The organism is Rhizobium leguminosarum (assembly GCF_019798305.1).
GTDB classification, from domain to species: domain Bacteria; phylum Pseudomonadota; class Alphaproteobacteria; order Rhizobiales; family Rhizobiaceae; genus Rhizobium; species Rhizobium leguminosarum_U.
Window position 1 is genome coordinate 56014 of record NZ_JAAXDD010000019.1, and the last position, 26234, is coordinate 82247.

At 62.8% G+C, this 26234-nt stretch carries 23 protein-coding genes; 16 read left to right on the top strand and 7 right to left on the bottom strand.

The window, feature by feature from the left end; genetic code table 11:
* Nucleotides 1–9 precede the first annotated feature (9 nt).
* The 4 genes from HFO99_RS28705 to HFO99_RS28720 are packed head-to-tail and all read left to right on the top strand — an operon-like array spanning nucleotide 10 to nucleotide 3790.
* Nucleotides 10–837, top strand: a complete 828-nt coding sequence (locus tag HFO99_RS28705) for an ABC transporter permease (protein WP_012755672.1) — start codon at nucleotides 10–12, stop codon at nucleotides 835–837.
* Nucleotides 830–1651, top strand: coding sequence for an ABC transporter permease (locus HFO99_RS28710; RefSeq protein WP_222365055.1), 822 nt, complete (start codon nucleotides 830–832; stop codon nucleotides 1649–1651). Before HFO99_RS28705 ends, HFO99_RS28710 begins: the two co-directional genes overlap by 8 nt.
* Nucleotides 1652–1695: 44 nt before the next feature.
* Nucleotides 1696–3117 (top strand): M24 family metallopeptidase, encoded by a 1422-nt coding sequence (locus tag HFO99_RS28715; RefSeq protein WP_222365058.1) that lies wholly within the window; start codon nucleotides 1696–1698, stop codon nucleotides 3115–3117.
* A 1-nt stretch (nucleotide 3118) separates the two neighbouring features.
* Complete coding sequence (locus HFO99_RS28720) at nucleotides 3119–3790, top strand: flavin reductase family protein (protein ID WP_222365060.1); 672 nt, start codon at nucleotides 3119–3121, stop codon at nucleotides 3788–3790.
* A 124-nt stretch (nucleotides 3791–3914) separates the two neighbouring features.
* On the opposite strand, the gene HFO99_RS28725 is transcribed toward HFO99_RS28720, so the two are convergent.
* Nucleotides 3915–4316: an acyl-CoA thioesterase gene (locus tag HFO99_RS28725; RefSeq protein ID WP_222297744.1), complete on the bottom strand. Its 402-nt coding sequence runs from the start codon at nucleotides 4314–4316 to the stop codon at nucleotides 3915–3917.
* Between the two features lie 284 nt (nucleotides 4317–4600).
* Here HFO99_RS28725 and HFO99_RS28730 point away from each other — a divergent pair, with 284 nt between their 5' ends.
* The 5 genes from HFO99_RS28730 (at nucleotide 4601) to dxs (ending at nucleotide 9938) form a co-directional block, all read left to right on the top strand.
* Complete coding sequence (locus HFO99_RS28730) at nucleotides 4601–5536, top strand: histone deacetylase family protein (RefSeq protein WP_128408042.1); 936 nt, start codon at nucleotides 4601–4603, stop codon at nucleotides 5534–5536.
* A gap of 2 nt (nucleotides 5537–5538) precedes the next feature.
* On the top strand, nucleotides 5539–5790 hold the full coding sequence (locus tag HFO99_RS28735) for an exodeoxyribonuclease VII small subunit (RefSeq protein ID WP_003545921.1): 252 nt from the start codon (nucleotides 5539–5541) through the stop codon (nucleotides 5788–5790).
* A gap of 88 nt (nucleotides 5791–5878) precedes the next feature.
* The gene (locus HFO99_RS28740; protein WP_222365062.1) at nucleotides 5879–6646 is read left to right on the top strand and encodes an SDR family NAD(P)-dependent oxidoreductase; all 768 of its coding nucleotides are present in this window, start codon (nucleotides 5879–5881) and stop codon (nucleotides 6644–6646) included.
* 267 nt (nucleotides 6647–6913) lie between these two features.
* Nucleotides 6914–7837: a pirin family protein gene (locus tag HFO99_RS28745; protein ID WP_222333275.1), complete on the top strand. Its 924-nt coding sequence runs from the start codon at nucleotides 6914–6916 to the stop codon at nucleotides 7835–7837.
* Nucleotides 7838–8015: 178 nt separating this feature from the next.
* Entirely contained in the window at nucleotides 8016–9938 is a 1923-nt protein-coding gene (dxs, locus tag HFO99_RS28750) for a 1-deoxy-D-xylulose-5-phosphate synthase (protein WP_222365064.1), read from the top strand.
* 424 nt (nucleotides 9939–10362) lie between these two features.
* On the opposite strand, the gene HFO99_RS28755 is transcribed toward dxs, so the two are convergent.
* A complete protein-coding gene (locus HFO99_RS28755) occupies nucleotides 10363–12300 on the bottom strand; it encodes a methyl-accepting chemotaxis protein (RefSeq protein ID WP_222365066.1) in 1938 nt (645 codons plus the stop codon).
* 219 nt (nucleotides 12301–12519) lie between these two features.
* On the bottom strand, nucleotides 12520–13527 hold the full coding sequence (locus HFO99_RS28760) for a DUF4424 domain-containing protein (protein WP_222365068.1): 1008 nt from the start codon (nucleotides 13525–13527) through the stop codon (nucleotides 12520–12522).
* Nucleotides 13528–13620: 93 nt separating this feature from the next.
* Here HFO99_RS28760 and HFO99_RS28765 point away from each other — a divergent pair, with 93 nt between their 5' ends.
* From HFO99_RS28765 to HFO99_RS28775, 3 genes are read left to right on the top strand one after another with little or no spacing between them, the layout of a single operon-like run.
* Nucleotides 13621–14406, top strand: a complete 786-nt coding sequence (locus HFO99_RS28765) for a TlyA family RNA methyltransferase (protein WP_409994949.1) — start codon at nucleotides 13621–13623, stop codon at nucleotides 14404–14406.
* Nucleotides 14403–15653, top strand: coding sequence for a class I SAM-dependent RNA methyltransferase (locus HFO99_RS28770; RefSeq protein ID WP_222365071.1), 1251 nt, complete (start codon nucleotides 14403–14405; stop codon nucleotides 15651–15653). Before HFO99_RS28765 ends, HFO99_RS28770 begins: the two co-directional genes overlap by 4 nt.
* A 2-nt stretch (nucleotides 15654–15655) precedes the next feature.
* Complete coding sequence (locus tag HFO99_RS28775) at nucleotides 15656–16666, top strand: MBL fold metallo-hydrolase (RefSeq protein WP_222365072.1); 1011 nt, start codon at nucleotides 15656–15658, stop codon at nucleotides 16664–16666.
* A gap of 90 nt (nucleotides 16667–16756) precedes the next feature.
* Here the strand turns inward: HFO99_RS28775 and HFO99_RS28780 are convergent, their stop codons facing one another.
* Together HFO99_RS28780 and HFO99_RS28785 are read right to left on the bottom strand one after the other, a co-directional pair.
* Complete coding sequence (locus HFO99_RS28780) at nucleotides 16757–17512, bottom strand: crotonase/enoyl-CoA hydratase family protein (protein WP_222365073.1); 756 nt, start codon at nucleotides 17510–17512, stop codon at nucleotides 16757–16759.
* Nucleotides 17513–17521: 9 nt separating this feature from the next.
* Entirely contained in the window at nucleotides 17522–19300 is a 1779-nt protein-coding gene (locus HFO99_RS28785) for an acyl-CoA dehydrogenase (protein WP_222365074.1), read from the bottom strand.
* A 209-nt stretch (nucleotides 19301–19509) separates the two neighbouring features.
* Between HFO99_RS28785 and HFO99_RS28790 the strand changes: the two genes are divergently transcribed.
* Complete coding sequence (locus HFO99_RS28790) at nucleotides 19510–20505, top strand: transporter (RefSeq protein ID WP_222365076.1); 996 nt, start codon at nucleotides 19510–19512, stop codon at nucleotides 20503–20505.
* 235 nt (nucleotides 20506–20740) lie between these two features.
* Here the strand turns inward: HFO99_RS28790 and HFO99_RS28795 are convergent, their stop codons facing one another.
* The gene (locus HFO99_RS28795; RefSeq protein WP_222365078.1) at nucleotides 20741–21226 is read right to left on the bottom strand and encodes a BA14K family protein; all 486 of its coding nucleotides are present in this window, start codon (nucleotides 21224–21226) and stop codon (nucleotides 20741–20743) included.
* 225 nt (nucleotides 21227–21451) lie between these two features.
* Nucleotides 21452–22696 carry an aromatic ring-hydroxylating oxygenase subunit alpha gene (locus tag HFO99_RS28800; protein ID WP_222253325.1) on the bottom strand — a complete coding sequence of 415 codons (1245 nt, stop codon included), beginning with the start codon at nucleotides 22694–22696 and terminating at the stop codon, nucleotides 21452–21454.
* 417 nt (nucleotides 22697–23113) lie between these two features.
* On the opposite strand from HFO99_RS28800, the gene HFO99_RS28805 reads away from it, so the two are divergent.
* The 3 genes from HFO99_RS28805 to HFO99_RS28815 are packed head-to-tail and all read left to right on the top strand — an operon-like array spanning nucleotide 23114 to nucleotide 26226.
* Complete coding sequence (locus HFO99_RS28805) at nucleotides 23114–23722, top strand: DUF6656 family protein (protein WP_222365080.1); 609 nt, start codon at nucleotides 23114–23116, stop codon at nucleotides 23720–23722.
* A 59-nt stretch (nucleotides 23723–23781) separates the two neighbouring features.
* Nucleotides 23782–24756 (top strand): L-threonylcarbamoyladenylate synthase, encoded by a 975-nt coding sequence (locus tag HFO99_RS28810; protein WP_222365082.1) that lies wholly within the window; start codon nucleotides 23782–23784, stop codon nucleotides 24754–24756.
* A 33-nt stretch (nucleotides 24757–24789) separates the two neighbouring features.
* Nucleotides 24790–26226 (top strand): FAD-binding oxidoreductase, encoded by a 1437-nt coding sequence (locus HFO99_RS28815; protein ID WP_222333298.1) that lies wholly within the window; start codon nucleotides 24790–24792, stop codon nucleotides 26224–26226.
* The last annotated feature ends 8 nt before the right edge of the window (nucleotides 26227–26234 follow it).

Sequence of the window (26234 nt, forward strand, 5' to 3'; positions counted from 1 at the left end):
GGTGACGTGATGAAGGCGAGCGGCTTCCCATACGTCCTACCGATGCTGTTGCTTTCGGTGGCGTTCTTCGCAACGCCGCTCGCCGTCCTCGTCGGTTTCAGCTTCGCCGGTCCCGGCGGAGCTACCCTCGAGCATTATGCCCGCTTCTTCGGCGACGCGTTCAATTTCCGCGTCCTCGTCAATACTGCAAGGCTCGGGCTCGAAACCGTCATCGGCACGACCTTGCTCGGCGTGCCGATCGCGCTTCTCTACTGGCACGGCGGCCGAAACCTGCGGCAGGTTCTGATCTTCCTGACGCTCATTCCGATGCTGACCAGCAATGTCGTGCGCACCTTCGCCTGGATCGTCATCCTCGGGCGCCAGGGGCCGATCAGCGAAGCGCTGGTTGGGCTCGGCCTGACGGGCATGCCGACCAGCCTGCTGTTTACCGAACTCGGCCTGGTCATGGCCATGTGCCAGATCGACCTGCCGCTGATCATCCTGCCGCTGATCGCGATCCTGTCGCGTACGCCGGTGCAACTGACGGAAGCGGCCCAGGTTTCCGGCGCCGGTCCCTGGCGCATCTTTGTCACTGTGCTTTTGCCGCTGATGCTGCCGGGCCTGCTGGCGGGCTGGATCCTGGTCTTTGCCAGCACCAGCAGTTCCTTCGTTACCCAGGCCGTCATCGGCGGCGCGCGCAACGTCTATGTTCCGCAGTTGATCTACCGCGAGGTCGGTACGCTGTTCGACTGGCCACTGGCCTCGGCCATCGCCGTCGTCCTGCTGCTCTCCACTGGCTGCCTGCTGGTCGCCCTTACAATGATGTCCCGTCACAGGAGGCTGGTCGGTCATGCGTGATCGTCACGAAAATCCCGTTCCCGTCATGCTCTACAAGACATTCGTCTACGGATTTGGCGGGCTCTGCGTCATCTATCTCGTTGCACCCATCGTGATAGCGCTGACGATGTCGTTCACCTCGGGGCAGACATTGAAATATCCGCCGCAGGGCTTTTCGCTCCGGTGGTACGCGGCGCTGCTCGATCCGGTGCGCTCGGCAACCGAACATATCGCCGCCTGGAATTCGCTGAAGATCGCCGGCCTTGCCGTCCTTGGATCGCTGATCTTTGCGGTTCCGGCAACCATCGGCATGACGCGCATGAAGCGCAGCACCGCCGGCACCATCGAGCCGCTGCTGCTCGCCCCGCTCGTCCTGCCGAGCCTGGTCTACGGCCTCGCCGCCTTGATCGTCGCCAATTTCATCGGCTTCAAGCCGTCGCTCTGGCTGACAGTATCAGGCCATGTCGTGGTCTTCGGGCCGCTGATGTACCGCGCCGCCTCCGTCGTCGCCCAGGGTCTCAATCCCTCGCTTGCCGAGGCATCGACGACCATGGGCGCGAGCTGGTTCATGACACTGCGGCGCGTCACCCTGCCGCTGCTGATGCCCGGCATTCTGGCCGGCGCATTTCTTGTCTTCATCCAGTCGCTCGACAATGTGTCGGTATCGCTTTTCCTCGCCGATGCCCGAACGACGGTCTTGCCGTTGCGCATGTTCGCGCTGATCGAGGAATCGCTCGATGTGCGCGTCGCGGCAATTTCGGGAATTCTGATCGCCGTGACGCTGATCGGGCTGCTGGTTGCCCGGCGCGTGCTCGCGCCGCCGAGGCAGGCCTGAACAATCCGTCATCGACCTATGCCTGAAATAGAAGGAACAAACTCATGAACATGCGTGCGACAAATGCAGGCGGCGGGATGGGATCGCTGCTGGCCGATTTCCAGCCGGATTTCGATTTCTCCGCCCCGCTGCCGCTTCCTGTCGAAGAGTTCGAGGATCGCCTTCGCAGAATTCGCCGTCAGGCGGTCGAAGCCGGCCATGACGCGCTGATCGTCCATGCCGGCAGCGTCGGCTGGTTCCACGCCTCGAATGCCTATCTGCGTTACATCTGCGACTGGATGCGCGAAGGCGTGCTGATCATTCCGACCGATGCCGACAAGGCGATGGTGCTTCTGTCCTTCTTCACCCAATCCGTCCTGCTTCCGCCGGGCGGCGAGCCTGTGCTCGTCGACGAAATCTGGCAGATCGGCCCGATCGGCCGCGAATATGCCGACCGTCCCGGCGACTCCGTCATCAAGACCGCCGAGAAATGTGCCGAGGTTCTCGCCAGTCTCGGTCTTGCCAGGGCCCAGATCGGCAGGATCGGCGACCGTACGTCGCTGACCTTCTGGTCAGCTCTGGACGAATTGCTGCCGAAGAGCAAGTTCCTCGCCGATAACGGCATCCTCGACCGCATGCAGAAGGTCCGCTCGCTGCGCGAGATCGAGATGTTTCGCGCCGCCGCCCAACTGGTTAACATCGGCACGCAGGCCGCCTATCATGTGGCGAAATCAGGCGTCACCGACCATGAAATCCTGGCCGCCTTCACCTATGCGCAGATGGCGCTCGGCGGCGAAACTGGCGACGGCTACCAGATCGGCATCAATGAATTCGGCACCCATTGCGGCAAGCCCTATGGCCACATCGTCCGGCCCGGCGACCTCATCAACCTCTATATCTCCAACGTCACCTATCGCGGCTATACCGCCCAGACCGCCCGGATGATCGCGGTCGGCGACATCAGCAGCCATCAGGAGGATGTGCTTGCCGCCTGCACTGAAGGCGTCAAGCGGGCCGAAAAGCTCATCAAGCCCGGCGCATTGATGCGCGACGTCAACAATGCCGCCTTCGAGCCGATGATCGAGCGCGGCATGCTTAAGTCACCGGAAGCGCGCACCATGCCCTATAACTGGTCGCCGATGGAAGACGGCGGAGCACGCCTGATCCCCCAACAGTATGTCAAGGACATCGACTGGGAGGCGCAGGGCCGCAAGCTCATGCATGTCTATCCGGCAACGCACGGACCGCACAATCCGAACCTCGGCCATTCGGTCGGCATGGCTGGTGGCCAGAACAGCTTCAACATCTCCTCGCATAACTACGACAGGATGGAGGAAGGCATGGTCTTCGTGCTGCACACGCAGTGGCTGGAACCGCTGTCGGCCGGCTGCAACATCGGCGACATGTATGTCGTGACCAAGGACGGTTTTGAGAACCTCAGCCGCCATACCCCGCTTGAAACTCACCGCGTCGCTGCCGAGGCCTGACATGACCCATCATAAACAACACACCCATTTCGATTTCGCCAAGCTGACCGAGCGCGAGCGTTACAAGATCCTCATCGGCACGGTCATTCCCCGCCCGATCGCGCTGGTGACGACGGTGAGCAAGGAAGGCCTGCCGAATGCCGGCCCGTTCAGCTTCTTCAACGTCCTGACCCACGACCCGGCAATCGTCGCCATCGGCGTCGAGAATTATGCCGACATGCGCTTCAAGGATACCGCCCGCAACATCCGCGAAACCGGCGAGTTCACGGTCCATATCTGCGATGACGCCCTTGTCGGCCAGATGGAAGTCTGCGCCATCAAGTTCGGCCCCGAGGTCGACGAACTCTCTGAAGCCGGGCTGGCAACGGCGCCGGGACAGATGGTCAGAAGCCCGCGCATCCTGGCAGCGCCCGCAGCACTCGAATGCCGCCGCCACACCACCCTGCAGGTCGGCCCGGCCCGCGAAATCATCCTCGGCGAAGTGCTCGGCGTCTATGTCAGAAGCGATGCGGTCAATCCGGCGAACTTGCATATCGACCAGCAACTGATGGACGCCGTCGGCCGGATGGGCGGCCATACCTACACAAGGACGCGCGACCAGTTCGACATCAAGACGCAGACCAAGGAGGAGTGGAGTTCGCGAAAGAGCGTTTCGGAGCCGGTCATCGCATAGCCGGGCTTGGGCTCCGGCCGGCTATTCAGCTGTCGGAAAGACCGCTCCCGTTTCTCAAAGGCACTGAAATGCCTTCTTTTGGTTTTCGCCCAGCTCACGGGGACCGTTTTGCCTTTGGAATCCCTTAATTCAAAAACCGATAGAGCCAGTCGCGCGTCTCCTCCGGCAACGGAGCCGGCGATTCGTCTTCGGGGGCGTGGGCCTGCCAGATGATTTCCACCTCGGCGGCGCGCTCCTCGCCCGTCTCGATCGAGATGAGGAAGCCGATGGAGCGCACGCCGATCTTGTCGACGGTGGCAGTGAAGGTTGCCGGCTCGTCGTAGTGCAGCGGGCGGTGGAGAAAGCAGGAAACCTTGCTGGGGCTATAGACGGGTTCGTCATCGACATCGGGCCGTGAGGACCAGAAGCCTGCGAGCACGGATTCGGCATAAGAAATATAGGAGGCCAGAAACATCCGGCCGGTCATATCGACATCGCGAAACGGCACGCGTATTTCCGCCACATCAGGACGTTTCGACTGACTCATCAACAGATCTGCCTTACAGAGTTCCCATGGCAACACTACTTCATAATTGCTTATACCGGAACCGGCTTAAGGATAAATTACGCAATAGTTCAAAGCGTTACAGTGTCCTCCACCGCCGGAAAAGATGCGGCGCCGTTGCAAGGGACCTGATCGACCGAAACGGCGCAAATGAGACAGTGTGATAGGCGAACGGTCCGCAGGCGCGACAAGAGCGCTTGTTGAAATCGTCAGGCGATGCCCCATCTGCTGTGGCACATGACATAAGCGACCGATAGAGTGTCTTCATGAGCACCCGTCTTTATGAACACCCGATCTTCCTGGAACATGTGACACCCGCTGGCCATCCGGAGCGATCGGACAGGATCCGCGCCATCAATGTCGCGCTGGAACATCCGAATTTCGAGCGGCTGGAGCGCCGGCAGGCGCCGCAGGCGAACGAGGATGCGGTGCTGCTGGCCCATCCCGAAGAACATCTCATCGCCGTCATGCGGGAGATTCCCGAGGAAGAGGGTGAGATCAACCAGATCGAAGCCGATACCTATGCCAGCAGCAAGAGCCTGCAGGCGGCGCTGACCGGTATCGGCGGGGCGATGGCGGCGGTCGACGACGTCTTTACCGGACGGGCCGACAATGTCTTCGTCGCCGCCCGCCCGCCGGGGCACCATGCCGAGAAGATGACGGCGATGGGTTTCTGCTTCTTCAACAATGCGGCGATCGCTGCCCGCCATGCGCAGAAGACGCATGGCGCCGAGCGCATCGCCATCGTCGACTGGGACGTGCATCACGGCAACGGCACGCAGGATATCTTCTGGGACGATCCTTCGGTGCTGTTCTGCTCGACGCATCAGATGCCGCTCTATCCCGGCACCGGCGCCAAGGACGAGAAGGGTACGCACAACACCATCGTCAATGCGCCGCTTTCGCCGAATGTCGGCAGCGACCATTTTCGCGAGGCGTTCAAATCGCGCGTGCTGCCCGCCCTTGACGATTTCCGGCCGGATCTCATCATCATCTCCGCCGGCTTCGACGCGCATCACCGCGATCCCTTAGCGCAGATCAATCTGACCGGCGAGGATTTCGACTGGGCGACCGGGCGCGTGCTGGAACTGGCCGACCGGTACGCGAAGAACCGGGTCGTCAGCCTGCTTGAAGGCGGTTATGATCTCGAGGGACTCGCCGAATCGGCGGGCATGCATATTCTGAGAATGATGAAGGGTTGAGAATGACTGACAGCGCCAAGCCTGAGGTATCAGGCCTTTCCTTCGAAAAGGCGGTCGCCGAACTCGAAAGCATCGTCGCCCGGCTGGAACGCGGCGATGTGGCGCTGGATGAATCGATCGAGATCTATGAGCGCGGCGAAGCGCTGAAGAAACATTGCGAGACGCTGCTTTCGGCCGCCGAAAACCGCATCGAGAAGATCCGGCTCGACCGTGCCGGCAAACCGCAGGGCGTCGAGCCGCTGGACGGCGCCTGAGGCGCAGCAAACTCCCTTTTGAAGGCGCTTGGCTATCGGCTTCAGACCGATCTATGATCCCCATCCAAAACGATGATGGGACAAGGAAATGACGGACAGGTTGAAGGGCAAGGTCGCCATTATCTCGGGCGGCGCGACCGGAATGGGCGGTGCCGCCTCGAAGCTTTTTGCGGCGGAAGGCGCGCGCGTTGCGATCATCGACCGCAATGGCGATGCAGCCGCCGAGACCGTAAAGCAGATCCGTGATGCCGGCGGCGAGGCCGATTGCTGGACGGCCGATGTCTCGGACGAAGCCGCCGTCAATGCCGCCGTCGCCGGCGTCGAAGAACGATACGGCGCAGTCACCGTGCTCTTCAATCACGCCGGCACGATCGTCATCAAACCTTTTCTCGAAACAACCGTCGAGGAATGGGACTGGCTGCACGCCGTCAATGTTCGCTCGATGTTTCTGATGACTAAGGCGGTGCTGCCGAAGATGATTGCGAGCGGTGGCGGGTCGATCGTCTGCACCTCGTCGATCTCGGCGGTCGCCGCCACGCCGATGGAAGTGCTTTACGACACGACCAAAGGGGCGGTGCATATGTTTGCCCGCGCCATCGCGGTGGAATTTCGCGACCGCAACATCCGCTGCAACGCCGTCTGCCCCGGCTTCATCCGCACGCCGCATGGCCTGCGCGAGGTGGCCGACCTGCAGGCGCTCGGCGTCGACGTTTCGGATGCCGCCATTGCCGCGCAGCAGGGGCGGATCGGCGAGCCCGGAGACGTGGCGCGAGCCGCGCTTTATCTCGCCAGCGACGAGTCGAGCTTCGTCAATGGCGCCCATCTCTTCGTCGACAATGGTTTTACCGCGATCTGAGCCAATCGGGCGCGCTTTAAAATGCTGGAGTGTCTTTACGCGTCCGATTGGACGCGCGGCGCGCTTTCCAGTGCTGGAGCGTCCTTTGCGCGTCCGATTGGACGCGCGGCGCACTTTCCAGTGCTGGAGCGTCCTTTGCGCGTCCGATTGGACGCGCGGCGCACTTTCCAGTGCTGGAGCGTCCTTTGCGCGTCCGATTGGACGCGCGGCGCTCCAGGCGCTATCTGTGGGCGATGACGCGCGGCACTGTAGTGATCGGAGATCCCCATGTCCTTCTTTCCCGGTAAAGACCCCCTGCCCGGCGATGCCTTCGCCTGCGACGCGATCGAGAACCTGATCATCCCGCGCACCAGCGATATCGGCGGCTTTCAGGTGCGCCGCGCGCTGCCCAGCCGGCAGCGGCGGCTGGTCGGGCCGTTCATCTTCTTCGACCGCATGGGACCGGCGATCCTGAAGCCCGACGAGGCGCTCGACGTCAAGCCGCATCCGCATATCGGGCTGTCGACGGTCACCTATCTGTTCGACGGCGAGATCCGCCATCGCGACAGCCTCGGCACCGAAAAGGTCATCCGTCCCGGCGATATCAACCTGATGACGGCCGGCCGCGGCATCGTGCATTCCGAGCGCACGCCCGACAACCTGCGCGGCCATCCGCTGCTGATGTCGGGGCTGCAGACCTGGCTGGCGCTGCCCGACGACAAGGAGGAGATCGCCCCCGCCTTCGCCCATACGGAAAAGTCCGCCATGCCGCTGATCGAGACGGCAGGCGTGCGCGGGCGCGTGGTCATCGGCTCGTTCGAGGGCATGACGTCGCCGGTCGGCGTTTTCTCCGACACGCTCTATGTCGATCTCGACCTGCAGGCGGGCGCCAAATTTCCCTTCGGCGCGGGCCACGAAGAGCGCGCCGTCTATGTGCTGTCGGGCGAGGTCGTCATATCAGGCGACCGCTTCGCCGCCGACCAGTTGCTGGTCTTCCGGCCGGGCGATCAGATCACGCTGGAAGCCGGCCGTGACGGCTGCCACCTGATGCTCTTCGGCGGGGCGGCGCTCAACTCGAAACGTTATATCTGGTGGAATTTCGTCTCCTCCTCGAGGGAGCGGATCGAACAGGCCAAGGAGGAATGGCGCAGCGGCCGCTTCGATATCGTTCCCGGTGACGAAGAGGAATTCGTGCCTTTGCCGGAAGGCTGAACCCGCCCGAATCCGGACCCTGATCGAAGAAATAGAGGGTGATATCCCCTGAAAACCGCTCACACATTTTTCCGCCATGCTCTAAGGTGAAAACCTTCGGTTCCTGAAATGCACTTGTTTTGCCGCAATCTAATCGAATAAAAGCGGAACAAGGAAAAGCAAGAAAGAGCGCCCGCCCGTGACACAACTGCCGAAGACCCCCCTGCTCGACCAGGTCCTCTATCCCGCCGACCTGCGCAAGCTCGAGGATCGCGACCTGCCGCAGCTTGCCCGCGAAGTCCGGGACGAAATGATCGATGCGGTGTCGCGCACCGGCGGCCATCTTGGCGCCGGTCTCGGCGTTGTCGAATTGACGATCGCCATCCACAGCGTCTTCGACACGCCTGATGACCGGCTGATCTTCGATGTCGGCCATCAATGTTATCCGCACAAGATTCTCACCGGCCGGCGTGACCGCATCCGGACGCTGCGCCAGGAAGACGGGCTGTCCGGCTTCACCCGCCGCGCGGAGAGCGAATATGACCCCTTCGGGGCCGCGCATTCCTCGACCTCGATCTCGGCCGGCCTCGGCATGGCGATTGCCGCCGACCTCGACAAATCAGACCGCCGCGTCATCGCCGTCATCGGCGATGGAGCGATGTCGGCCGGCATGGCCTATGAGGCGCTGAACAATGCCGGCGCCCTCGACGCCCGCCTCATCGTCATCCTCAACGACAACGACATGTCGATCGCGCCGCCGACAGGCGCAATGAGCGCCTATCTCGCCCGCCTCGCTTCGGGCCGCACCTATATGGGCTTCCGCGATCTCGGCAAGAAGCTGACGGCCTATCTCGGCAAGAACATCGACCGGGCGATCACCCGCGCCGTCGAGCATGCGCGCGGCTACGTCACCGGCGGCACGATGTTCGAGGAGATGGGCTTCTATCATATCGGCCCGATCGACGGGCATTCCTTCGACCACCTGCTGCCCGTCTTGCGCAACGTGCGCGACAATGGGCGCGGACCGGTGCTGATCCATGTCGTCACACAGAAGGGCAAGGGCTATCCGCCAGCGGAAGCCGCGGCCGACAAATATCACGGCGTCAACAAGTTCGACGTCATCACCGGTGCCCAGGCAAGGGTCAAGCCGAATGCGCCGAGCTATACCAGCGTGTTTGCCGAAGCGCTGGTGCAGGAAGCCACCCTCGACGACAAGATCGTCGGCATCACCGCCGCCATGCCTAATGGTACCGGCCTCGACAAGCTCGCCGAGGCCTTTCCGTCGCGCTGTTTCGACGTCGGTATTGCCGAACAGCATGCCGTGACCTTCGCCGCCGGCCTGGCAGCGGAAGGCTACAAGCCGTTCGCGGCGCTTTATTCGACCTTCCTGCAGCGCGCCTACGACCAAGTCGTGCACGACGTGGCGATCCAGGGACTGCCGGTGCGTTTCCCGATCGACCGTGCCGGCTTCGTCGGCGCCGACGGGCCGACCCATGCCGGCTCCTTCGACACCACGTTCCTCACCACCCTGCCCGGCTTCGTGGTGATGGCGGCGGCCGACGAGGCCGAACTCAAGCATATGGTGCGCACGGCCGTCGCCTATGATGGCGGGCCGATCTCGTTCCGCTATCCGCGCGGCGAAGGCGTCGGCGTCGACATGCCGGCGCGCGGCGAAATCCTGCAGATCGGCAAGGGCCGCATCGTCAAGGAAGGCACCAAGGTGGCGCTGCTCTCCTTCGGCACGCGGCTTGCCGACTGTCTGCTTGCCGCCGAGGATCTCGATGCCGCCGGGCTTTCGACGACGGTCGCCGATGCGCGCTTCGCCAAGCCGCTCGACCACGACCTGATCCGCCAGCTTGCCCGCCACCACGAGATGGTGATCACCGTCGAGGAAGGCTCGATCGGCGGCTTCGGCAGCCACGTGATGCATTTCCTCGCCACCGAAGGCCTGCTCGACAACGGCCTGAAGCTGCGCTCGCTTGTGATGCCCGACATCTGGATGGAGCAGGCCAAGCCCGAAGCCATGAACGCCCATGCGGGGCTCGACCGCGCCGGTATCGTCTCGACGGTGTTCAAGGCGCTGGGGCGCGGCGTTGCGGTTGGGGTTGGGGTTGCGGGATAGGTGATTTGGGTGAGGGCGTGCCGTGTGGCCCCTTTGAAGGTGTGCTGTGCCAGCCCCCTCATTCACCCTACGGGTACCGACAGGACTCGAGTCCTTAAGAAGATTGAGGAGCACGACCGGCAGGAGGCGCAATGCCTCATTCTACACTGCTCATCGCTATACTTGCTCCAGGAGCCACCCCATCCTCCGTCATCCTCGGGCTTGACCCGAGGATCTACGCTGACCTCCACACCAGCAGCGGGCATGGATCCTCGGCTCAAGGCCGAGGATGACGGAGAGTGAGGAGATTTCCCAGCCAAAACTCGCCGTCGAAACAGCGGATGACGTTTCGCTTTTCGTGCTTATCATAGCGGTCCATCCCATAAAAAAGGCGGCGCATCACTGCACCGCCCTGTTCATTTAACGTCCCTAAGAAAAGCCTCTCTCAGAACTCCGTCCATTCCTCCTGAACGGTAGCCGTAGCACCTGCCTGTCTTCCGCCGAAGGCCTTGGCGACGGTGCGGGTCAGCGCGTGGGCCGGGGAGGCGACCGGGCGGGCGTTGGTGCCGGCAACGCTTGCGCGCGGTGCCGGGGCCAGCTGGCCGAGCTTGAACTGGCGCAGCAATTCTTCGAGAGCGTTTGCCTCCTGGGCAAGCGCATGGCTGGCCGCGGTCTGCTCCTCGACCATGGCGGCGTTCTGCTGTGTGCCTTGATCCATGTTGTTGACGGCGGTGTTGATCTCCTGCAGGCCGATCGACTGTTCGCGCGTGGCGGTGACGATGGCGCTGACGTGGTGGTTGATTTCCTGCACCTCGGAGACGATGACCTCCAGCGCCTTGCCGGTTTCGCCGACGAGGCCGACGCCGGCAACGACTTGTTCGCCCGAGGTGGTGATCAAAGCCTTGATCTCCTTGGCCGCCTTTGCCGAGCGCTGGGCGAGCTCGCGCACTTCCTGGGCGACGACCGCAAAGCCCTTGCCGGCATCGCCGGCGCGGGCGGCTTCAACGCCTGCGTTCAGAGCGAGCAGGTTGGTCTGGAAGGCGATGTCGTCGATGACGCCGATGATGTTGGAGATTTCGCCCGACGACTTCTCGATCTGCTGCATGGCGGAAACGGCCTTGCGGACGACTTCGCCTGATTTCTCGGCGCCGAGGCGGGCGCGCTCGACGAGATTGCCGACATCCTCGGCGCGTTTGGCGCTGTCGCGGACGGTCGTCGTCACTTGTTCGAGTGCCGCGGCGGTCTGTTCGACGGCGGCAGCCTGCTGCTCGGTGCGGTGGGCAAGGTCGTCGGCGGCCGAGCGGATTTCGCCGGCGCCGGCATTGATCGCCGAGGCGTTGCGGCCGACCGATTGCAGCGCCGCCTGCAGCTTTTCGACGGCATGGTTGAAGTCGTTGCGCAGGCTGTCATATTGCGAGGCGAACGGCGTCTGGAGACGACCGGCCATATCGCCGTTGGCAAGCTCGGCAAGGCCGCCCGCCAAAGCGTCGATGGCATAGCGGATCTCGCCTTCCTCGCGCGCCTTCTGCTCATCACCTGCCCGGCGCTGGCGCTCGGCGTCGTCGCGCATGCGGTCGGTCTCGCCGGCAAGGCGCAGCTTCTCGATCGCCGCCTGCTTGAAGACCAGGACCGCCTGGGCCATGCGGCCGATTTCGTCGCCGCGGTCGGTTGCCGGAACCTCGATGTCGTTCTGACCGCCGGCGAGGCGATCCATGGCGCTCGTCATGCCGACGACCGGGCGGACGATGATGCGCGACATCAGCCAGGCGAGCATGGCAGCGGCCAGCGAGGCGAGGATGCCGCCAGCAAGCAGCGTCATCTTCAGATCGCTGTTGGCATCAGCCCGGATCTCGGCAAGCGCGTTCGACTTTTCACGCGCGGTCGCCTTGATCTTGGCCGAGGCCTGGCGAAAACCGTCGAGCTGGCCCTTGGTGGCGTTGACGCCGATCTTGACGACCTCTTCGATCGGCATGTCGGTTTCCTTGCGCGCCTTGGTCTGCGGCTCGGCGAGTTCATGGAAATAGAGATCGGCTGCCTTCTGCATGCCGTCGATCATCTCCACCAGCTGCGGCTCGCCCGCCGCCGTCTGCTTGGCGGCAGCAATCGCCTTCAGCATGCGCTCGCGATTGGCGAAGACATCACCATAGGTGCTGTCGCTGCGGAAGAGGATGAAGCCACGCAGGTTGACGGCCTGCTCGAGCATCGCCTGCAGCGCATCGTCGATCTGGTTGACGAGCAACTCGGACTTTTCCTGCTCGGCGGAAGCGGCCGCGGACGCCGTCGCCTTGGAATAAACGAAAGCGGAAACGGCGACGAAAATGAGAATGAGGGCTGCGAACGTGGCCGCAAGCTTACCGTTCAAGGATATGTTTTTGGCGGACATCGGTGATTTCTCCTGACGACAGTCGACGCGGCGAGAGGCAGGTCGCGCGAGACGCAACCGCCGAGATGTTTGAAACTGAGAACATGATCGGCGTGGAAACGCTTGCGCCTTCATGGCGCCAAGCAGTTCAGACGAACCGCTGCAATCACGCCGAACTTATCCGGGCAGGCTTTAAATTTGTTTAAATTTGTGCATCGCAACAGCGGCCGAGCCCGCGGATTATTGTGCCGTTTCCGGAGGATTGAGGATCAGGATGTCGAAATCCTTTGTGGGATCGAAATCCTCTGATGTCATCCGGAAGGTCGTCGGACCGATCTTCCGAACGTTGCTGCCGCAGAAGCTGATGAGGCTGCCGGGCTTGCCCTTGTCGATCGTCAGCTGGAATCGCTTGATCGGTCCCGCCCAGTTGGCGCCGGTCGACAGCACATAGGAGATCCAGCTTTCGGTATAGTTGGCGCCTCCCGCCTCGGCTTCCCGAGCACGCTGCTGGGCAACCTTGACGAAATCTCCGTCGAGGCAGTATTTGCGCGAATATTCCGCGAAACGCTCGCCCTTCGGCTCGCCACCTTCGAGAAAGCTGATGGCGACGGTGCCGCCGACGGCCGGCTTGTAGCGATGCTCGACGCTGACCTTTTTCTTTGCCGGAAAGGTGGTGCGCCACCAATAGGTCGAGCGCAGCGTCCAGAGCGGCACGAGATCCATCTTCGCGGTGCCGTCGGCATCGCCCTCGGCCATGGGATAGACGAGGCCGCGGGCGATCCAGTCCTTGCGGACGGTTTCGGAAAGCTTGGCAAGCGCCTCGGTCGTTTTCTGGCTATAGGGCAGGAAGGGAATGCCCAGCTTGGCGAACTCGTCGGTGACGTCGATGCCGAGCGAGACGACGCGTTGCTGCAGTTTGGCGGTGATCGGCCTGCCGTCCTGCACGGTGGAGAAATGCAGGAAATTATCGCTGTCATAATCGGAGATGGCGGAGTTGTTGTCGACCTGGCCAGTGATGTCGGGCATCGGAAAGGCGACCAGGCTCTCGACATCCTTGTCGGAGCTATTCTCGAAGATATAGTCGACACGCACTTCCGAAGCGGAGATGAAGAGATCCTCTTCAGCCATGCTGACATCGTCGGATTGGGCAAAGATCAGCCCGCCGGTCTTGACCTCGGCCATCGTGTCGTTCGCGAGCGCGGGCGATGCGATCGCTACCGCGACAATCAGAGTGAAGAGCTTCAGCATGGAACACCCCCGTGTCTGCGGTCCGCTCCGCGATCGCCGCGGCAGGATTATCGCCGAAAGCTTTTGAGGGTCAATGACGGTCTTGGGAACAAAATGCTTGCAACCGGCGGCTTTGCCGGTCATGCACAGCCGATGTCAGATCAAAACACCCAACGCCTCGACCAGCTTCTCGTCTCCCTCGGCCTCTTTGCCAGCCGCTCACGTGCCCGCGATGCCGTGCAGCGCGGCACCGTCAGGATCGGCGGCCAAGTGGTCACGAAGGCCGGCGCGCTGTTTGGCGCAGACGCGGCAATCGAGATCGACGATCCGGCGCAGGACTATGTCTCGCGCGCCGCACTGAAGCTTACCGCAGCGCTTGACCATTTCCGGCTCGATCCCGCCGGCCATCACTGTCTCGATGTCGGGGCCTCCACCGGCGGCTTCACCGAGGTTCTGCTGCAGCGTGGGGCTGCGCATGTCACCGCGATCGATGTCGGCCATGGGCAGATGCACCCGCGCATATCAGGCGATCCGCGCGTGACCAACAGGGAAGGCCTCAACGCCCGCAACCTGACCGCAGAGGATATCGGCCATTCCATCACCTTCATCGTTTCCGACGTCTCCTTCATCACGCTGAGGCTGGCGCTTGCGCCGGCTCTCGAGATCGCCGAACCGGGCGCTGTCGCCGTGCTGCTGGTCAAGCCGCAGTTCGAGGCCGGGCGCGAGGCGATCGGCAAGGGCGGAATGCTGAAGGACCCCTCGTCTGCTCCCGCCGTTGCTGCAGAACTGGAGCGCTGGTTCGTCGAGGACATGGGCTGGAAAAGCCTCGGCCTCATCCCTTCCCCGATTTCCGGCGGCGACGGCAATCAGGAATTTCTTCTGGCAGGATTGAAACCGTGAGCACCGAAACCGTCAAGATCGAGAAGCTCGGCGCCCAAGGCGACGGCATTGCCAGCAGCGCCGGCGGGCCTGTCTATGTGCCCTTTTCCCTGCCCGGCGAAACGGTGGCGATCGCCCGCGTCAAGAGCCAGGGCACGATCATGTCGATCACGACACCCTCGCCCGACCGGCAGGAGCCGCCCTGCCGGCATTTCGGCCCGGATGGTGTCAACGGCACCTGCGGCGGCTGCACGCTGCAGCATATGGCAGATGCGCCATACGGCGCCTTCAAGCGCCAGCTGGTGATCGATGCGCTGAAATCGAAGGGGCTGACGTCAGAGGTCGGCGAGATCGTTCCGGCCCGGCCGGGCGAGCGCCGGCGTGTCGTCTTTGCGGCGCGCAAGACCGAGAAGGACATGCTTGTTGGATTCAACCAGGCCGAAAGCCACCATATCGTCGCCATCGAGGAATGTCCGATCTCGTCGGCAGGGATCATCGCCCGGCTGCCGGCGATCAGGGCGATTGCTGCTTCGCTGGCGACCAGCGCCGAACCCTTCCGCGTCGCCGTGCTCGAAACGCTTTCCGGCCTGGATATATCCGTCGACGAGGTGAAGAAACTTTCCGACCCGCAGCGGCGCAAGGCGATCGAGACCGCGCTCAGCCTGCGCGGCATCGCCCGTGTTTCGCTGAACGGCGAAATCCTCGTCGAGCCGTCGAAGCCGATGGTCGAATTCGGCGGCGTCCAGGTTTCACCGCCGCCGGGCGGCTTCACCCAGGCAACCAAGCCGGCGGAAGAGGCGATGGCGGAACTGGTGCTTGCTCATGTCGGCAAGTCGAAGCGGATCGCCGATCTCTTTGCCGGCGCCGGCACGTTTTCATTGCGGCTGGCGCGGATCGGCCGCGTGCACGCCGTCGAAGCCGAGGCAAAGGCGCTCGCAGCCCTCGATCATGCGGCCCGCAACACACAGGGGCTGAAGCCGGTCACCATCGAAAAGCGCGATCTCTTCCGCCGTCCTTTGATGACGCAGGAGTTCAAGCTCTATGACGCCGTCGTCTTCGATCCGCCGCGGGCCGGTGCCGAGTTCCAGTGCCAGGAGCTCGCCCGCTCAGGCGTGAAGAAGATCGTGGCCGTCAGCTGCAATCCGCTGACGCTGGCGCGCGATCTCGCGATCCTCGTCGAGGGCGGCTACCGCATTACCGGCGTGACGCCGATCGACCAGTTCCTCTGGACCTCGCATGTCGAGGTGGTGGCGACGCTGGAGAAATAGGCGTGCCTGTCGGAAAGACCAAAAGACGCAACCCCTACTATCACGGCCCCGTGTCCGATCATTTCGACGGCACGCATTTCTTCAATCCCAAAGGTATTGAACCCCTTGGTTTCCGCGAAGTGTTGCGGTGGCAATTCGGCGGTGGCCGTGAGCCTTGGCCGAGGTCGGTCCCAAGTCCATACGCGGCGGCCAAGCCGGATCCATACGTCGACGGCGAGGATCTAAGGGTGACCATGGTCGGCCATGCAACTATGCTCGTTCAGGTCGCTGGGCTCAATATCCTCACTGACCCGGTATGGTCAGAGCGCGTCAGTCCCTTCGCTTTTGCCGGACCCAAGCGCGTCGTCCCGCCCGGCATCGCGTTCGATGATTTGCCGCCAATCGATCTCGTACTGGTATCGCACAATCATTATGATCATCTCGATATCGCAACGCTCAGGCGGTTGGGTGCGAAGCATCGGCCGCGTGTCGTGACGCCACTTGGCAATGACACGATCATTCGCCATGCCGTGCCCGATATCCAGACGACATCGATGGACTGGGGCGAGCGCATTTCGCACGCCGGAATAAGCATTGATGCGGAGCCTGCACACCACTGGTCCGCGCGCGGAACCGCCGATCGCCGGATGGCGCTCTGGGCTTCGTTCGTTTTATCAACTCCAGCCGGAAAAATTTATCACGTCGGAGATACGGGCTTTCACCACGGCATCAATTACAAAGCGGCACAGCAGAAGCATGGCGGCTTTCGTTTGGCCATTTTACCCTTCGGCGCCTATGAGCCACGCTGGTTCATGAAAGGGCAGCACCAGAATCCGCAGGAGGCGGTGATCGGGATGAAGTTGGCAAATGCGGCCTATGTCGCCGGGCACCACTTCGCCACGTTCCAACTGACAAATGAAGCGGTCGACGCACCGGCAAGAGCATTGCAAGACGCAATGCGCGAGCATGAGATCCCCCCGGAACGGTTTCGGCCGCTCAGGGCCGGCGAGGTATTCAATGTGCCGGCAGTCTAATCGGTATCCGTTTGCTCCCCGACCGGTGTTGGTGTCGGCCTGCTTGCCATAGATACTTCGGAAACGACCGAGATCGCCGCTAAGCGATGCTCAGCGGCGCATGAAGGCTTCGAAGGCCGCCCGGGCCTCGGCGCTTTTCAGCCGCGCGGAGAAATAGCGGGCCTCCTCGTCGATGCGGGCGATGATCTCGCCACGGTCGCCACGAATGAGGTCGCGGGCGATGCGCAGCGCCTCCGGCGGCTTGGCCGCGAGCTTTGCGGCGAGGCCAAGCGTCACGGCATCGACCTCGCCGGGCTCAACGACCTTCCAGACGAGACCGGCTTCCCTCGCCTCCTCGGCCGAAAAGGCTTCGCCGGCGGCAAGCATGGCGAAGGCGCGTTGATGCCCCATCAGGCGCGGCGCGACGAGGCTGGAACCTGCCTCCGGCACCAGCGCCAGATCGACGAAGGGTGTGCGGAACTGGCTGCGGCTGGAGGCGATGGTCAGGTCGCAATGAAGATGGATCGTCGTGCCGATGCCGACCGCCAGACCGTCGACGCCGGAGACGACGGGTTTTTCGGCCTTCACCAGTGCATAGAGGAAATCAAGGATCTCCTGCTCCAGGCCGCGGCCGCCCACTGCGGCAGCGAGAAAATCGTTCAGGTCGTTGCCAGCCGAGAAGCAGCCTTCGGTGCCGAGCAAGGCGGTGGTGCGGATGCCGGGATCGGCGTTTGCCGCATTCAGCGCATCGGCCATTATGCGGTACATGGGGCGGGTGATGGCGTTCTTCTTTTCCGGCCGGTTGAAGCGGATCAGCTGGACGCCGGGATAGGCGGAAGGCTGCTCGACGATGATGTGGTCGGTCATAAGGTCTCCTCAGGCAAGCAGGATGCGGGCAGCGGCAAGGCTTGCCGCGCCATTGACGACGCGGTCGCGCAGGGCTGCGGTTTCGGCAAGCAGGTTTTCGGCGGCGAAGCGGCAGAGCGCGATGCGGTTTTCGCCTGCCCCATCGGCTCCCTCAGCGAGACCACCCTTGGCGAGATAACAGCCGGTGAGCACCAGCCCGAACAGGCGCTGATAGGGCGTCGCTCCCGAGAGCGCCTCGGTGACCCTGTTCTCGGCAAGCATCTTCATGAGCCAGGCGGCCGCCTGTTCGAGATCGGCAATCGCAGCGTCGAGCCTCACAGCCGTTTCGCCGAAACCATCGAAATTGGAGCGACGGACGTCGTCGGCGATCTCTCTAAGCTCGGCGATGAAGCCCTTCACCTGATCGCCGCCGGAGAGCGGCAGCTTGCGGGTGACGAGGTCGATCGCCTGGATGCCGTTGGTGCCCTCGTAGATCGGCGCGATGCGGGCATCGCGGAGATAACGCGCCGCACCCGTCTCCTCGATAAAACCCACGCCGCCATGCACCTGAATGCCGAGCGAGGCGACATCGACGCCTGCATCGGTCGAAAAGGATTTGGCAATCGGCGTCAGCAAAGCGGCGCGCTCCTGCCAGTGGCGGCTGTTGTCACCTGCCCGGTGCGACATGTCGATCGCGTGGGCGCAGGTATAGGAGATGGCGCGCGCGCCTTGGGTCAGAGCCTTCATGGTGAGGAGCATGCGGGCGACATCGGGATGGTCGACGATCGGGCTCATGCCGGCGCCACTTGCGCCCGGCGCCCTGCCCTGGGTGCGTTCCCTGGCGTAGGCGAGCGCCTTCTGGGTGGCGGCCTCCGCGATCGCCACACCCTGCATGCCGACGGCAAGGCGGGCATTGTTCATCATCGTGAACATGCAGGCCAGTCCCTTGTTCTCCTCGCCGACCAGCCAGCCCACAGCGCCCTTTTCTCCGCCAAATTTTCCATCGCCGTAGATCATCGTGCAGGTCGGCGAGCCATGGATGCCGAGCTTGTGCTCCAGCGAGTGGCAGAACAGATCGTTGCGGGGCCCAAGCGAACCGTCGTCGTTCACCAGGAACTTCGGCACCAGAAAGAGCGAGATGCCGCGAGTGCCGGCCGGCGCGTCCGGCAGACGGGCCAGCACCAGATGGATGATGTTGTCGGCCGCGTCATGTTCGCCCCAGGTGATGAAGATCTTCTGGCCGAAGAGGCGGTAGCTGCCGTCATCGCGCCGCTCGGCGCGGGCCTTGAGTACACCGAGATCGGAGCCGGCATGCGGCTCGGTCAGGTTCATGGTGCCGGTCCATTCACCGGAGACCATCTTTTCCAGATATTTGTCTTTCAGCGCGGCACTGCCATGGGCACTGACCGCCTCGATGGCGCCCATCGTCAGCGTCGGGGCGAGCGCGAAGGCCATGGAAGCGGAATTCCACATTTCGAGTGCTGCGACATTCAGCATATGCGGCAAGGCCTGGCCGCCGAAAGCTTCCGGTGCCGTCAGGCCGTTCCAGCCGCCGGCAATCCAATGGCGATAGAGATCGCGCCAGCCATCCGGCAGCCTGACCTCGCCATCGATCAGGCGGGCGCCCTGGCGGTCGCCGATGTCGGCAAGCGGCGCCACTTCCTCTGTGGCAAAACGTCCCGCCTCGGCAAGGATCGCATCGACGAGATCTTCGCCGAGATCGCCGAGCAGCCCTTTGGAAATCGCCTCGCCCATGCCCGCTACGTGCTTCAACGTGAACGCGATTTCCTCGACCGGCGCCTTGTACATGGTTTTTCCTCCGCAGACCGGCCTCGCGCGCGGCAAAGCCCCTCCGAGGCAACGGCTAATTGATTTTTACGTAAACGTCAATTTCGATTTCCTCGGCCGCCATGCGATAAATCGCCTGACATGGCGCTTTGCTCTTGCACCTTTGGACAAATGGACGTCATGAACAATCTCTAAGGGAAGACATCGCCTTCGCAAAGGACCGGCGAACAATGGATACATTGCCCGTCAACATACCCGGTTTCGTCTGGGCCTATCGCTTCTCGCCCGAAGAAAAGACCGCGGTGCGACTGAACAATAGTGCGACGGTGGCGGAACTGACCGCCGACAACTGTTTCTACTGGCTGCATCTCAATCTTGTCGACGCCCGCGTGCCGGCCTTGCTCGATACGCTGGACGGGCTGACAGAGGACGCGAAATCGGCGCTGACGACGCGCGATACGCATGCGGCCATCACCGTCGACGAGCAGATGCTCTATGGGACGCTCGTCGATTGCCAGCGCGATTTCGCCCAGGATACCAACAATCTCGGCTGGCTGCATTTCGCCATGTCCGACCGCTTCATCATCACCACAAGGCTGCAGCCGCTACGCAGCGTCGAACGGGCGCGGGCGCTGATCGAGAAGAATCCGGGCAAATTCTCACGGCCGGTCGATCTGTTCGAACTGCTGGTGACCGAATTCCAGCGTACGTTGATCGCGATCGTCATCGAGCTGACCGAAGAACTGAACCAGATCGAGGATATCGTCTACGACAGTGCGCAGCGCGACGAGCGCCGGCGTCTGGCGCCGGTGCGGCGCACCGTGGTCAGGCTGCATCGGCATCTGCGCACCGTGCTGGCGCTGATGCGCCGGGCGGCCGCGGCCGACGACGACGAGATGCCCTTCGGCTTCGACGATGTGGCGCGGCGGCTGACGAGCCGGCTGGAAACGGTCGACCACGACATCTATGCACTGCAGGACCGGGCACGCCTGCTGCACGAAGAAATCGATTCGAAGCAATCCTCCGAAACCAACCGCCACCTCTATCTGCTGTCCATCATGACGGCCTTCCTGCTGCCGCCGACGCTGGTGACCGGCTTCTTCGGCATGAACACGGCAAACCTGCCCTTCGCCGTCGGCGACTACGGCACCGAATACGCCGTCGCCCTCATCGTCGCCTCCATCGCCTTTGCCTGGTGGCTGCTGAGGCGGGTGGATATTCTTTGAGGGTAGACGTGCGGGCGTGACTGTCGGGAGGCGCATTCCCCTCACGCCGCGGTACTTGCTCCAGAAGCTCACCCCACCCTCCGTCATCCTCGGGCCCGACCCGAGGATGACGGAGGGTGGGGTTACGTCCGGCCGAACTAGCCGCCGAAGCAACGAATGGAACGGCGCCGCGCCTATGGCATAACGCTGCGTTGACACTTAGCGATCGGAAGCGCGTCGCGCTTCCGATGCCTCATCAATACGGCGAATAGCACTGCTGGCGCGGGCCGTTATAGGGCTGGAAGGTGTTGTCGTAGGCGCGATAGGACCGGTAGCGGTTGGCGCACCAGGCAACGTGGCTCGAACCCATGCTGGGCGCAGGCGCGACGTAACGCGGCTGCGCGACAATGGCGCCGCCGATGACCGCGCCGGCGCCGAAGGCGGCGAGCGGATACCAGTAGCCGTTATAACGGCGATAGCCCGGGCGGTAATAGGAATATCCGCGATAGCCGCCGTAATAGCCGGGCCGGTAGTAGGCGCCGGGACGATAGCCAGGCCGGTAATACGCGCCCGGACGGTAACCGGGGCGATAATAGCGGCGGTATTGGACGTTCTCGACAGCGGAAGATTTTTCCACCTGCGGGGCGGTGGGCATCTGGATTGCCTGCGACGGCGCAAAACCTGTCAGAACGACGGCCGCAGTCAGAACTGCAGTCGCGATCTTGTTACTCAAACCGGACATTCTTCTCTCCCATTCAACAGCGATAACCGCCTGCTCAGCAACGCTTTCGTGCCGGAATGGTTCCGAAAGCGGCCGGGGCCGGCTGCTTTCGTATGTTTAAAGAAATCGATCTGAACCGGGCATTAACCGGGAGGCCTTCCCTCGACGATATCGCCCGGAACGCACCTCAGTCCTTTGTTCATGCATGTCGTTATCCCGGAACCGCTAACAGTTCCGGGCGATGGATCAGGCCACGGCGGAAATTTTCGCCTGGTCGCCCTGCAGACGGTTCACCATGAAGTTCGAATACCATTCGAGGAACTGCATGACGCCGCCCTCATGCAAGGCGGAATAGGGGCCGGGCTCATAGGCGGGCGAGTGAATGCCGAAGGCGTTCTCCTCGACGATGCGGCGGTCCTGATCATTGGTCTCGGTCCAGACGTGGGTCAGTTCCTCGAGATTGTAATCCACGCCTTCGACGGCGTCCTTGTGGACGAGCCACTTGGTCGTCACCGCGGTCTCATTGGCGCTGAGCGGCAGCACCCGGAAAGAGATGGCGTGGTCGCCGAGCAGGTGGTTCCACGTCGTCGGGTAATGGAAGAGCAGCATGGTGCCGATATGGCCGATCGAGATATCGTCGGAGAGCGGACGCTTGACGGCGCTCTTGCCCGACATTGTGTAGCTTTCGGCATCCTCGATCAGCGGCATGCGGGCGGTGCGGAACTGACCGTCCGGCGAAATCTGGAACTTGCTCGGCAGGCCGGCGGCCTCGCAGCGCGCCCAATGGCCGGCGATCTCGGGATCGTCGGCGCCGCCATCCGTGCCGGTCACGCTCGGCGCTTCGGGATAGGTGCGGCAGAGTTCGGGGTGATTGGCGGCGCAATGATAGCACTCGCGGTTGTTTTCCCAGACAAGCTTCCAGTTGCCCTTCTCGATGATCGTGCTTTGGAAGGCGACCTTGCTCTCGCTGATCCGGTGCGGTGCGACATAGGGTTCGATCTTGTCGCGCACCGTCTGGAAATCCGGGGCGGTGTTGGCAAGGCAGATGAAGACAAAGCCTGCGACGGTTTCGCAGTGGACAGGCTTCAGGTTGAAACCCGATTTGTCGAAATCATCGCCCATGTGGCGGGCGAAGGCGAGCTTGCCTTCGAGATCATAGGTCCACTGATGGTAGGGGCAGACGAGACGCACCGAGGAGCCGTGCTCCTTGGTGCAGACGCGCGAGCCGCGATGGCGACAGCTGTTGTGGAAGGCGCGGATGACATTGTCGCGGCCGCGGACGATGACGACGGGATAGCTGCCGATCTGAACGGTGAAATAGGCGCCTGGCTTCGGCAGCTCGCAATCATGGCCGATGAACAGCCAGTCGCGATAATAGATCATCTCCATGTCGAGCTGGAAATAATCCTCGTCGATATAGAACGGCTGTTCGAGGCTGAAGCCCTCACGGCGGCTCTTGAGCTGACGCAAAACGTTGCTGCGAATATCCATCTTCATGTCCTCGTGCACCCGGCTACCGCCTTCTGGCAAGAAGGCCGGCGGAAGCGCGCCCGCTTCCTTCTCCTTCGGGAGAATTGTTCATGGCGTCATTTAATCACCGAGCATGGCTGCCGCTTGGTTGTAATGCGACATCGGCTTCGAAATTGACGACAGGATGCGGCAAGGCTTGAAGCAGCCCATCCCCGTCGATCACCTCGCCCGACTCTCCCGGCAATTATCCTCAATTGCGACATGGCGTAAAGACCCGTTGCGCAAAGAGGTCGGCTGCCTGATATCGATGTCAGTCGTGTTTGCGACAACTACCGGCATTTGCCTTCAGCCGGCCGGCCGCCATGGCGATTTTTAACATCGCCTTAACCATACCATCCTATCCTACTGTTGATTCAGACCGACCGAAGAACGCGAACCATGGCCAAACTCCGTTATTTCGACGCGAAGGAAGCAGGTAAACTGCAGGAGCCGCAGCTGATTGCCGCGCATTCCGAATTTTTGCGCACCGGCCGCATCCCCCGCGAGCGGCGGCACTGGCTGGCCGAGGAAAAGCGCTATTTCACCCATGATGACGTCGCCGCAAGGACCGGCCGCAAGCTGCAGGTCGCCGGCGAAAAGACGCATCAGCACATCAACGGCTTTCACCACTCGATCCAGTTTCCGAAGATGATCTTCCACCGGACGCTGGAGGACAGCCCGCATCTCGGCTATTGCCACGTCACCGCCGCGCGGACGAAATTCGCCCATTACGAAGAGGTAAGCTGGGCCTTCTACATCGCCAATTTCTATTCCGACATCGGCGAGAATGATAATTTCTTCGAGCGCATCGATGTCGGTTATTCCCGCATGTATTTCGCCGTCGCCATCAAGCCGGGCGAAGACTCGGCGGAAAAGATGACCATCGACCGGTCGGTGCGCGGCAACGGCCTGCTCTTCCGCACCCATGATCCGCAGGCTGCGATCCGCAACATCCTCTTGCTCGGCGCCCGCAACGAACAGCTGCGCGAAATCATCCGGCAGCTCTAAAGCGATTGATCGCGAGCGGCGGAAAGCCTAATGACTGCCAGGACCAACACGGGCAGGATATGGCACGCATAATCGACATCACGGCAGACAGGCAGGCAGCGCTTGAGGCGGCCTCAGCCGCTCTTGCCGACGGCTTTGCCATCGCCATCCCGACGGAGACCGTCTACGGCCTTGCGGCCGACGCCACCAATCCCGCAGCCATCGCCCGCATCTACGAGACAAAGGGACGGCCGCGCTTCAACCCGCTGATCTGCCACATGGCCGATCTCGCCATGGCCGAAGAGCACGCCGAGTTCGACCCGGTCTCACGGGCGCTGGCCAGAGCCTTCTGGCCCGGTCCGCTGACCCTCGTGCTGCCGCTGAAGCCAGAAAGCCCGATCCATTCGCTGGCGACCGCCGGGCTCGACAGTGTCGGCATCCGCGTGCCGAAGGGCTTTGCGGGCGCGTTGATCGGCGCCTTCGGACGGCCGCTCGCAGCCCCCAGTGCCAATACCTCGGGCGGGATCAGCGCCACGAGTGCCGCCCATGTCGACGCCGATCTCGGGGCGCGGATCCCGTTGATCCTCGATGCTGGCCCAAGTGCTGTCGGCGTCGAATCGACAATCGTCAAAGCGGAGGGCGGCCGGCTGCGGCTGCTTCGCCCGGGTGGACTGGCAGCGCGCGAGATCGAGCATGTCGCGGGCCAGCCGCTGCTGCGGCCGAAAACGGCATCGGCGGCGATCGAGGCGCCGGGCATGCTCGCCTCACATTACGCGCCGGGCGCTTCCGTGCGCCTCAATGCGACGGCGGTGGAACCCGGCGAGGCACTGATTGCCTTTGGAAGCGCTGCGGTTTCCGGCGCGAACGGTGCCCGGATCGTCCTTGATCTCAGCCCGCGCGGCGACCTGGCGGAGGCAGCGGCCAATCTTTTCGACTATATGAAGCGGGCCGATGCCAGCGGCGCCCAGAGCATCGCCTTTTCGCCGATTCCCGAGGATGGGCTGGGCGAAGCGATCAACGACCGGCTGCAGCGGGCAGCCGCGCCCCGCGACTGAAGGACAGTGCATCACGATGGAGAACCGAGGCCGATGAGCAATTCCAGCATTTCCACCGAACTCCTCGATCGCTTCGCGGCCATCGTCGGTGAAAAATACGCGTTGCGTAGCGAGGCCGATCTTGCACCGCATCTGATCGAAAACCGCGGGCTCTATCACGGCTCATCCCCTCTCCTCTTGAAACCCGGTTCGGTCGAAGAAGTCTCTGATATCATGAAGCTTGCGACGGAGACCGGAACGGCGATCGTGCCGCAAACCGGCAATACCGGCCTCGTCGGTGGCCAGACGCCGCGCCAGGGCAAGTCCGATATCATCCTGTCGCTCGAGCGCATGAACAGGATTCGTGATGTCGATCCGGTGGCGAACGTGCTGGTGGCCGATGGCGGCGCCATCCTTGCCGAGGTGCAGAAGGCGGCCGAGGCGCATGGACGGCTGTTTCCGCTGTCGCTCGGCTCGGAGGGCTCCTGCCGCATCGGCGGCAACCTTTCCACCAATGCCGGCGGCACGGCCGTGCTTGCCTATGGCAATGTGCGCCAGCTCTGCCTCGGCCTCGAAGTGGTGTTGCCGACCGGCGAGATCTGGGACGGCCTGCGCCGCCTGAAGAAGGACAATACCGGCTACGATCTGCGCGATCTCTTCATCGGCGCCGAGGGCACGCTCGGCATCATCACCGGCGCGGTGCTGAGGCTCTTTCCCCAGCCGCTCGGCCATCAGGTGGCCTTCGCCGGCCTGAATTCGGTGGCGGATGCGCTTGCCCTCTTCAACCTAGCCTCCAGCCTCTGCGGCGCCTCGCTCACCGGTTTCGAGCTGATGCCGCGTTTCGGCGTCGAGATCACCACCCGCCATATCGACGGCGTGCGCGATCCGCTGGAGACCGCCTATCCCTGGTATGTGCTGATCGACATTTCGACGTCGGACTCGGCCGAGACGGCGGAGCGGATGATGAACGGCGTGCTGGAACAGGGATTCGAGGCCGGGCTGGTGCTGGATGCGGCAATCGCCTCATCGGTAGCGCAGCAGAAGGCGCTCTGGCACATGCGCGAGAGCATGTCGGATGCGCAAAAGCCGGAAGGCGGCTCGATCAAGCACGATGTTTCCGTGCCCGTATCGAAGATCCCGCATTTCATGGCCGAGGCCGAAGAAGCGGTGATGGCGGCGATGCCGGGCGCCCGCATTTGCGCCTTCGGACATATGGGCGACGGCAATATTCATTACAATATTTCCCAGCCGCTCGGCGCCGACAGGGACGCCTTCATCGCCCGCTGGCACGAGATGAACCATATCGTGCATGGACGGGTGCTTGCCCATTGCGGCTCGATCTCGGCCGAGCACGGCATCGGCCAGCTGAAGCGCGACGAACTGGCGGCGATCCGGCCTGTGATCGAAATCGAGCTGATGCGCCGCATCAAGCGCGCCTTCGACCCCGCCGATATCATGAACCCGGGAAAGGTTGTCAGCCTCGATCCGTGAGGCCGACG